At 71.9% G+C, this 6,388-nt stretch carries 7 protein-coding genes and 2 pseudogenes; 6 read left to right on the forward strand and 3 right to left on the reverse strand.

Annotated elements, in window-relative coordinates; genetic code table 11:
• Positions 1-218 (forward strand): annotated as a pseudogene (locus ETD96_RS39255) (hypothetical protein); the annotation flags it as partial.
• A gap of 159 nt (positions 219-377) precedes the next feature.
• Here the strand turns inward: ETD96_RS39255 and ETD96_RS39260 are convergent.
• Complete coding sequence (locus tag ETD96_RS39260) at positions 378-1,064, reverse strand: CBS domain-containing protein (RefSeq protein WP_138641559.1); 687 nt, start codon at positions 1,062-1,064, stop codon at positions 378-380.
• 16 nt (positions 1,065-1,080) lie between these two features.
• Positions 1,081-1,521 carry a universal stress protein gene (locus tag ETD96_RS39265; RefSeq protein ID WP_171069453.1) on the reverse strand — a complete coding sequence of 147 codons (441 nt, stop codon included), beginning with the start codon at positions 1,519-1,521 and terminating at the stop codon, positions 1,081-1,083.
• A gap of 225 nt (positions 1,522-1,746) precedes the next feature.
• Between ETD96_RS39265 and ETD96_RS39270 the strand changes: the two genes are divergently transcribed.
• Positions 1,747-2,592, forward strand: coding sequence for a universal stress protein (locus tag ETD96_RS39270; RefSeq protein WP_138641561.1), 846 nt, complete (start codon positions 1,747-1,749; stop codon positions 2,590-2,592).
• A gap of 53 nt (positions 2,593-2,645) precedes the next feature.
• The gene (locus ETD96_RS39275) at positions 2,646-3,170 is read left to right on the forward strand and encodes a Crp/Fnr family transcriptional regulator (protein ID WP_171069454.1); all 525 of its coding nucleotides are present in this window, start codon (positions 2,646-2,648) and stop codon (positions 3,168-3,170) included.
• Between the two features lie 72 nt (positions 3,171-3,242).
• Here ETD96_RS39275 and ETD96_RS39280 read toward each other — a convergent pair whose 3' ends face one another.
• A complete protein-coding gene (locus ETD96_RS39280) occupies positions 3,243-3,614 on the reverse strand; it encodes a hypothetical protein (RefSeq protein ID WP_138641563.1) in 372 nt (123 codons plus the stop codon).
• Between the two features lie 232 nt (positions 3,615-3,846).
• Between ETD96_RS39280 and ETD96_RS39285 the strand changes: the two genes are divergently transcribed.
• From ETD96_RS39285 to ETD96_RS39295, 3 genes and pseudogenes are all read left to right on the forward strand, one after another.
• Positions 3,847-4,710, forward strand: coding sequence for a universal stress protein (locus tag ETD96_RS39285; protein WP_138641564.1), 864 nt, complete (start codon positions 3,847-3,849; stop codon positions 4,708-4,710).
• A 128-nt stretch (positions 4,711-4,838) separates the two neighbouring features.
• The gene (gene ppk2 / locus ETD96_RS39290; protein WP_138641565.1) at positions 4,839-5,642 is read left to right on the forward strand and encodes a polyphosphate kinase 2; all 804 of its coding nucleotides are present in this window, start codon (positions 4,839-4,841) and stop codon (positions 5,640-5,642) included.
• Positions 5,643-5,744: 102 nt separating this feature from the next.
• A pseudogene (locus ETD96_RS39295) lies at positions 5,745-6,388 on the forward strand (Acg family FMN-binding oxidoreductase); the annotation flags it as partial.

Below are 6,388 nucleotides of genomic sequence, written 5' to 3' on the forward strand. Positions count from 1 at the left end.
GCATCGGGATGCGGATCGCCGCCGCCGGCGGCGCGGCACTGCTGGTCATGATGTGGACGGCGGTCCTGCCTCCGGAGAACAACCTGTTCATGGACGACCACATCGTCTACGCGATCCTGATCATCGGGCTCGCGCTGGTCAGCGCCGGCGACACCCTGGGCCTGGGCCGCTGGTGGAGCGGCACCGCCCTGGCCAAGCGCTTCCCCTTCCTCAAGTAGCCGACAGCAACGCCCCTCAAGGACGCCCGCCCCACCCGGCGGGCGTCCTGCTGTTGCATCACCCTCGCGCCAGTCCAACGCACCGCAGCGTTGGACGAGGGTGGTTGATCCAGACTTCCTAAGGGCAGGCGCTCTCGCGCCGCTCGCGGGACGCTGAAGTCACGCTCTCGGGTACGTGGTGCGACGGGTGTCGTCGTGGTCGTAACCGAGGGTGTGGACGACGTCCACGACGCCTTCGGTGGCGGCGGTCAGGCGGACGACGATCGGGATGAGGCTCTTCTGCTCCACCCGCCCCGTGAGGTGGACGACGCCCTCCTGGACGCGGACGTGCAGCTCGGCGGGATCCTGCCAGAGCTTGTGGATCAGGACGTCCTGGATGACCTCGTCGCGGATGTCGGCGTCGGACCGCTGGAAGACGGACAGCAGGTCGCGGCGGGCCACGATGCCGGCGAGCCGGCCGTCGCCGTCGATGACGGGCATCGCCTTGAATCCGTGGGCGTTCAGCAGCCGCGCGGCCTGGGGGATCGAGGTGTGCGGGGTGACGGAGACGGCGGGCGTGCTCATCAGCCCTCGGGCGTCCACGGCGGCGGCCTTGGCCTCCGCGTCGGCGTGGCGCCGCAGCCTGGCCCGCAGCGGCCGGTGGTCGGCGCCGTCGTCCTTGTACTCCTGCTTGCGGAGCAGGTCCGCCTCGGTGACGATGCCGGTCACCCGGCCCGTCACGCCCAGGACGGGCACAGCGCTGATGCGGTGCTCGGCCATGGCGTCGGCGATCTCGGTGAACGGGGTCTCCTCGGTGACCGTGACGACCCTCTTGGTCATGACGTCCTGGACGGTGCGGCGTTGCATGATGCCCTCCCGGGGTTCACAGTGCCGTTGACTCGGTGGTGTGGTCGGCGCAGATCACCAGCGGGCAGCGTGCGCGTTCGCGGACGACCGGCACGGTGTCGCCGCCGAGCGGATTGCCGTGTTCGGAGTGCACCCGGGCGCCGATGACCAGCAGTTCGGCATGCGCGGCGGCGTGGGCGAGCGCCTCGCCGGGCGCGCCGTGCACGATCCGGAGCCGGGTGTTGAGGTGCTGGGCGCGCGGGATCGCGTGCGCGACCAGGCGCCGCAGCCGCAGCCACTCCCGCGCGGTCCGCAACGGGCGGGGCGCCGTGGCCCCGTCGGTCTCGATGGCGCGGACGACGTCCAGCCGCGCGTGCCGTTCGAGGGCCTCGCGGGCGGCGCGCCGCAGCGCGGCCATGGAGTTGGGGGAACCGTCCACTCCGACGACAACGGACCGGTGTTCGGGCATGACCCACATCGCCGACCTCCTTGAGTCGCTTCCACCCTCCCTCGCCGGATGGCCGTAGGTCAGAGCCGTCCGTCCTCGTGGGTAGGGGACCTTCGACCTCCACCGCGTCTCGCCGAGGCCGAGATCGGGGCCGTCCGATGCGGCGGCGGAGGTCCCGGTGAGCGGGGGTCCTTCGGCCCTGTGAAGGCGGCCGGCCCGGAGGTGGGATGGAGATGTCGGAACGAGGAGGACGTCATGAGCCATGTGGTCGTGGGCTACGACGGAACCAGCGAGAGCGAGCGGGCCGTGCGGTGGGCGGTGCGGGAGGCACAGCTGCGGCGGCTGCCGCTGACGGTGTGCCACGCCTGGCGCTGGCCGTACCCGATCAGCTACATCGACTACGAGGGCGAGGCCACCATCCGCCGGATGGGAGAGCATCTCCTCGACCACGGTGTGGCGTTCGCGCGGGAGCTGGCGCCGGGCCTGAAGGTGAACAAGCGGCTGAAGGACGGCAGCGCGGCTCCCGCCCTGCTGAACGAGGCCGGGGACGCCGAACTGATCGTGGTCGGCTCGCACGAGCCGGACCAGATGCCGGTGGGCTCGACGGCGCTGCGGGTGCCGGCCAAGGCCGACCGCCCCGTGCTGGTCGTCCGGTCGGCGGCGCCGCGCGACGGCCTGGTGGTCGTCGGCGTGGACGGCTCCGCGGGCGCGGACGTCGCCCTGGCCTTCGGGTTCGAGGAGGCGGCGCTGCGCGGCTGGCGGCTGCGCGCGGTGTACGGATGCTGGGAGCCGGGCGCGGCCCCCGACGGAGACCTCTCGCTGTTCGGCGACGAGGACAGGCTGCGCCGCGCGGCCGGTGCCGTGCTCGAACGCGCCGTGGCGCCCTGGCGGGTGAAGTACCCGCAGGTGCAGGCCATGACGTCGCTGGTGCTGCAGTCGCCGCGCGAGGCGCTGTTCCAGGCGGCCGAGGACGCGACGCTGATGGTCGTGGGCGCGCGGGGGACCGGGGTCGTGGAGCCGCTGACCCTCGGTGCGACGGGCGACGCGCTGCTCAAGCACGCCCCGTGCACGGTCGCCGTCGTCCCGAACCGCACCCGGTGACGGCGCCGGCGGACTGAGAGGGAACGTAGGAGGGGGTGAGTCGGATGCGTACCGTGACCGGTGCGGATCTCGCGCGTGAGCCGTTCCTGGACGGCATGAGGAGCGCCGACCTGCGCAGGCTGGCGACGGCGGCCCGGTTCACCGAGTTCGCGGCGGGGAGGCGCATCTTCAGCGAGTCCGATCCGGCGGAGCGCTTCTGGCTCCTGCTGGAGGGGACCGTGATCGTCGACCTGCACGCGCCGCGGCGCGGCGCCGTGATCATCGACACCTTCGGTCCGGGCTCGGTGCTCGGCTGGTCGTGGCTCTTCCGTCCGCACCAGTGGCACTTCGGCGGGGTGGCGACCACCCCGGTGCGGGCCATCGAGTTCGACGGACGGCTCGTCCGGACGCTCTGCGCCGTCGACCCTTCCATGGGCTACGAACTGACGCGCCGCTTCGCCGAGCTCGTCGTGGAGCGCCTGGAGACGGCGCAGGCGCGGCTGACGGAACTCCCCGAGACCGTCGCGGACGGCGATGCCCCGTCCCGCTTTCCGCACGGAGCCGGCGGTGTGGCGGCGTCCTGGTACGAGAGGCACTAGGCCGTTCTCGCGGACCACGATCCCCTGGCCGGGGTGGCGCCCGGCCAGGGGAGACGGTGATCGCGAAGGTGTTCAGTGCCGGGCTCGGCTGTTGGCCGTGGTTGTCCGGTCGCCCTTCCGGCGGGTCGTCCAGTACCGGGCGACGTGCTGCATCCGGGCGCGCAGGCGGGCGGCGGCCAGGCTGCCGGCTTCCGACATCGAGGTGGCCGAGGCGTAGGCGTTCACGGGCAGCCCGTTCAGGTCGACCCGGAGCGAGACCAGGTAGGGACGCGGCACGGCGGGGTCGGGAAGGACATTGAGCGTGGCCTTGGCGTACAGCACCGGACGCGGGGCGTGCGCCAGGACCCGCGCCACCACCTCGCGGATGTGCTGCACGTCCGACTGCGGGACGTCCCGCAGGGTGGTGACCTCAATGTCGAACTGGTCGGCGACTGTGTTGGACAACGTCGGCCTCCTCATGCGAAGGGATCACCACCAACGTTGATCCACAGCCGGCGTCCGCCCTAGGGACCTTCGTCATCACCCCGCAGAGCCGTTCGGCCCGCCCCGGCACCCTGGCGCGATTGCGGGCCGAAGGTCCCTGTTGTTCCGGACTGAGGCCCCTCTTGGACGAGGCCATCGCGGGCAAGGCTGCTCATGTGGGAGATCGACGGGTCGGCGAGAGCGGGAGAAGAGCATGAGCGAGCAGGCGGCCACCGGTGTCGTCGTCGGGTACGACGGTTCGGAGAACGGGATCCGCGCCCTGGACTGGGCCGCCGAGGAGTCCCGGATCCGCGACCTCCCGATGACCGTGATCCACGCCTGGCAGTACTACATCGGCGGCTCGATGGCCATGCCGATGCTGGACCTGCAGGCCCTGGCGCAGAAGACCCTGGACGGCGGCATCGAGCACGTCCGCGAGCAGGCGCCCGACGTACCGGTGCAGGGCGTCCTCGAATGCGGTCAGCCGGCCGCCAAGCTGATCGAGGCGGGCAAGAGCGCCACCTTGATCGTCCTGGGGCCGCGGGGCCTCGGCGGGTTCGCCGGGCTGGTGCTCGGATCGGTCGGCGCCCAGGTGGTCGCGCACGCCTCCTGCCCCGTGGTGATCGCCCGGGGCGACGTGAGGGAGGCGGGAGCGGTCGTGGTCGGCGTGGACGGTTCCGCGGAGTCGTCGGCCGCGCTGGCGATCGCGTTCGCCGAGGCTGAACTGCACGGGTCCTCCGTGCACGCGGTGGTGGCGTGGGAGTCGGTCCCGGTGGAGGGCCTCCCGCCCCTGGCGGACGAGGCCGGTATGCGGAAGGCCGCCACGGCACGCCTGGACCGGCTGACGACCCCCTTCCGCGTCCTCCACCCCGGAGTGAACGTGCGGGCGGAAGTCGTGGTCGGGGCACCGCGAGAGGTGCTGCTGGACGCTTCGCAGGACGCGCGTCTGCTCGTCGTCGGGTCGCGGGGGCTGGGCGGCTTCCGCGGCCTCCTGCTCGGATCGGTCAGCCAGGCTCTGGTGCAGCACGCGCATTGCCCGGTAATGGTCGTCCACGCGCCCCAGAACACGGGGGCCTAGCGCGTTCGGCGGCGCCTTGGCCGGGGTGGCGCCGCCGTTCGCAGGCGAGCCGGGGATCCGGGGCGGACTGCCTCCCGAAGCGCGGGTCGGCCAGACTGGAGGGCGTATACCCGAGGCTTGGAGGCGGTATGGGTGGTCCCCGGCGGTTGCCCCGGCAGGTCTACGAACGTGAGCTGCTCCGGCTGCAGGAGCAATTGATGATGCTGCAGGAGTGGGTGCGCGCGGAGGGCGCGCGCGTCGCCGTGGTGTTCGAAGGACGCGACGCCGCCGGCAAGGGGAGCACCATCAAGCGCGTCACCGAGTACCTCAACCCGCGCGTCGTGCGGATCGTGGCGCTGCCGGCGCCGAGCGACCGGGAACGGACCCAGTGGTATTTCCAGCGGTACGTCGAGCACCTGCCCGCGGCCGGTGAGATCGTCCTGTTCGACCGGTCGTGGTACAACCGCGCGGGAGTCGAGCGGGTCATGGGATTCTGCACGCCCCAGGAGCACCGGCGCTTCTTGCACCAGTGCCCGATCTTCGAGCGGATGCTGGTCGAGGACGGCATCCTGCTGCGCAAGTACTGGTTCTCGGTCAGCGACGCCGAGCAGGAACGCCGCTTCCGCAGCCGGCTCGACGACCCGATGCGCAGGTGGAAGCTGTCCGCCATCGACGTGGAGTCGATCTCGCGCTGGGAGGAGTACTCGCGGGCCAAGGACGAGATGTTCGTCCACACCGACATTCCCGAGGCGCCCTGGTTCGTGGTCGAGAGCGATGACAAGCGCCGTGCGCGCATCAACATGATCTCGCACCTGCTGTCGAGCATTCCCTACCGGGAAGTGGAGCGCCCGCCGCTCCAGCTGCCGGAACGTCCCCCGTCCAAGGGATACGAGCGGCCGCCGCGAGACGAGCAGACCTACGTCCCGGATCACGCGGAGACCTTGGGAAGCTGAGGGGCCGAAGGTCCGTGCGGAGAGGACCTTGGACACGATGCCGTCTCGACGCCGGTCCCGCAGGCTGTGAGTGCCGGGCACTCACGGCTGGAGGTCATCGAGATGGTCAGCACCGCACGAATTCCGGCGGAGCGTTGGGACGCGCCCGCGAAGCCTCTCGGAAGCGAACGCACTGATCTGGCGGCGCGCTTCGTCGCCCGCGCGGCGGTCCTGGCGCCGTCCATCAACAACACCCAGCCGTGGCGGATCGTCGAGCGCCCCGACGGGCTGGAGCTGTGGGCCGACCGCGCGCGCCAGTTGCCGGTCGCCGACCCGGCCGGGCGCGAGATGCTCATCAGCTGCGGCGCGGCCCTGTTCAACGCGCGGCTGGCCGTCCGGCGCCTCGGCTTCACGCCGCGGGTGCGGTTGCTGCCGAATCCGGCCTACCCCGACCTGCTGGCCCGGATCGTCTGGGGGACGAGGACGGTCCCGCGGCCGTACGAGGAACTGCTCTACCGGACGATTCGGCTCCGTCACACGCATCGCGGGCGGTTCCTGGCGGTCCCGTTGCCGCCCATGCTGCCGACCGTGCTGGCCGGCATCGCCCGGTACGAGGGCGCCGGCCTCCGCGTCGTCAAGGACGAGGGGCAGCGCAGGCAGCTCGCCGAGCACGTCCAGGCCGCCGAGGTGGTCCAGCTCCGCGATCCCCGCATCCTCGGCGAGCGGCTGGCCTGGACGGCGCCGGCGGGCACCGGGCGCCTCGACGG

It is taken from the genome of Actinomadura geliboluensis, from assembly GCF_005889745.1.
Taxonomy (GTDB): Bacteria; Actinomycetota; Actinomycetes; order Streptosporangiales; family Streptosporangiaceae; genus Spirillospora; species Spirillospora geliboluensis.

Coding starts and splice junctions, on each gene's coding strand:
- ETD96_RS39260 (WP_138641559.1), bottom strand. CDS start 1,064: ATGCAACGCCGCACCGTCCAGGACGTCATGACCAAGAGGGTCGTCACG.
- ETD96_RS39285 (WP_138641564.1), top strand. CDS start 3,847: ATGAGCGAGCAGGCGGCCACCGGTGTCGTCGTCGGGTACGACGGTTCG.
- ETD96_RS39265 (WP_171069453.1), bottom strand. CDS start 1,521: ATGTGGGTCATGCCCGAACACCGGTCCGTTGTCGTCGGAGTGGACGGT.
- ETD96_RS39270 (WP_138641561.1), top strand. CDS start 1,747: ATGAGCCATGTGGTCGTGGGCTACGACGGAACCAGCGAGAGCGAGCGG.
- ppk2 (WP_138641565.1), top strand. CDS start 4,839: ATGGGTGGTCCCCGGCGGTTGCCCCGGCAGGTCTACGAACGTGAGCTG.